The sequence below is a fragment of the Kitasatospora sp. MY 5-36 genome (assembly GCF_001182915.1).
Lineage (GTDB): Bacteria > Actinomycetota > Actinomycetes > Streptomycetales > Streptomycetaceae > Kitasatospora.
This window is the reverse complement of the sequence record NZ_LFVW01000336.1, coordinates 1-1,931: the sequence shown is the minus strand read 5'-3', so window position 1 is coordinate 1,931 and position 1,931 is coordinate 1. Positions and strand designations below refer to the sequence as shown.

1 protein-coding gene is annotated in these 1,931 nt (G+C 76.8%); it reads right to left on the bottom strand.

Going from position 1 to position 1,931, the window contains the following annotated elements; all coding sequences use genetic code 11:
* The coding region (locus AE652_RS21430; protein ID WP_049653963.1) for a beta-ketoacyl synthase N-terminal-like domain-containing protein at positions 1–1,931 on the bottom strand (1,931 nt) is incomplete at both ends.

The following is a 1,931-nucleotide window of genomic DNA, read 5'->3' as shown; positions in this document are numbered from 1 at the left end:
CCAGCCCGGCCGCGGCCTCCCCCTCGGCCAGGGCCTTCAGGGCGGCGACGAGCGCGGCCCGGTCGGCGCCGACGGCCACGGCACGCTCGGTGAACCGGGTGCGCGCGGTGACGAGCGCCCGGGCGGTGGCGGCGAGGTCCGGCGCCGGCTGCCCCTCCGCGAAGGCCGCCAGCCGCGCGGCCTGCTGACGCAGCGCCGCCTCCGAGGCGGCCGAGACCACCCAGGGGACCACGTTCTCCCCTGCGTCGGCGGGCGTCACTGCTCCGTCGACGGACAGGGCCGCGCCCGCCGGCTCCGCCTGCTCCAGGATCACGTGCGCGTTCGTCCCGCTCACACCGAACGCCGAGACGCCGGCCCGGCGCGGGCGGTCGGCCGCCGGCCAGGCCCGCTGCTCGGTGAGCAGGGCGATGCCGCCCGAGGACCAGTCGATGTGCGAGGAGGGCGCGTCGATGTGGAGGGTCTGCGGCAGTACGCCGTGGCGCAGCGCCTCGACCATCTTGATCACGCCCGCCGCACCGGCGGCGGCCTGGGTGTGGCCGATGTTGGACTTCACCGACCCGAGCCAGAGCGGCTGTTCGGCCGGGCGGTCCTTGCCGTAGGTGGCGAGCAGGGCGTGTGCCTCGATCGGGTCGCCGAGCGGGGTGCCGGTGCCGTGCGCCTCGACGGCGTCGACGTCGGCGGCCGTCAGCCTGGCGTTGGCGAGGGCTGCCCGGATGACCCGCTCCTGCGAGGGACCGTTCGGGGCGGTCAGGCCGTTGGACGCACCGTCCTGGTTGACGGCCGAGCCCCGGACCACGGCCAGCACCTCGTGCCCCAACCGCCGGGCGTCGGAGAGCCGTTCGAGCAGCAGCAGGCCCACGCCCTCGGACATCCCGAACCCGTCGGCGGCGTCGGCGAAGGCCTTGCTCCGGCCGTCGGCGGCGAGGCCGCGCTGCCGGGAGAAGCCGACCAGGCCTTCGAGCGTGGACATCACCGAGGCGCCGCCGGCCAGGGCCAGCGTGCACTCCCCGGCGCGGAGCGCCTGGGCGGCGAGGTGCAGGGCGACCAGGGAGGAGGAGCAGGCGGTGTCGACGGTGATCGCGGGTCCCTCCAGGCCGAGGGCGTAGGAGAGGCGGCCGGAGAGCACGCTGCCCGCGTTGCCGGTGACCAGGTAGCCCTCGTCGGCGGCGCCGCCGGTGCCCTGGGTGCCGTAGTCCTGGCCGTGGGTGCCGATGAAGACGCCGGTCGGGGTGGCGCGCAGGGCGGTGGGGTCGAGTCCGGCGCGCTCCAGGGTCTCCCAGGCGACTTCGAGCAGCAGGCGCTGCTGCGGGTCCATCGCCAGGGCCTCGCGCGGGTTGATGCCGAAGAAGGCGGCGTCGAAGTCGGCGATGCCGGGCAGGAATCCGCCGCCGCGCACGTAGGTGCGGCCGGGGGCGTCGGGGTCGGGGTCGTAGCTGCCGTCGAGGTCCCAGCCCCGGTCGGCGGGCAGGCCGGTGACGGCGTCGCCGCCGGCGGCGACGAAGCGCCAGAGGTCCTCGCCGGAGTCGAGGCCGCCGGGGAAGCGGCAGCCGACGGCGACGATCGCGATCGGGTCGTCCTCGGTCCCGGCGGCCTGAGCCGCGGGGGTGGCGGGGGCGGCGGGGGCCGGCTCCTCGCCGACGAGTTCGGTCGCGAGGTGGGCGGCGAGGGCCTTGGGCGTCGGGTAGTTGAACACCAGGGTGGCGGGCAGGCGCAGGCCGGTGGCGGTGCCGAGGGCGTTCCGGAGTTCGACGGCGGTGAGCGAGTCGATGCCGAGTTCCTTGAACGCCTTGTCGACGTCCAGTGCCGCGGCCGAGCCGTGGCCGAGGACGGCGGCGGCGGTGTCGCGGACGAGGGCGGTCAGCAGTCCGTCGCGGTCGGCGGCGGAGAGTCCGGCGAGCCGCCGGGCGAGGGTGCCGGCGCCGTCCGCGGCG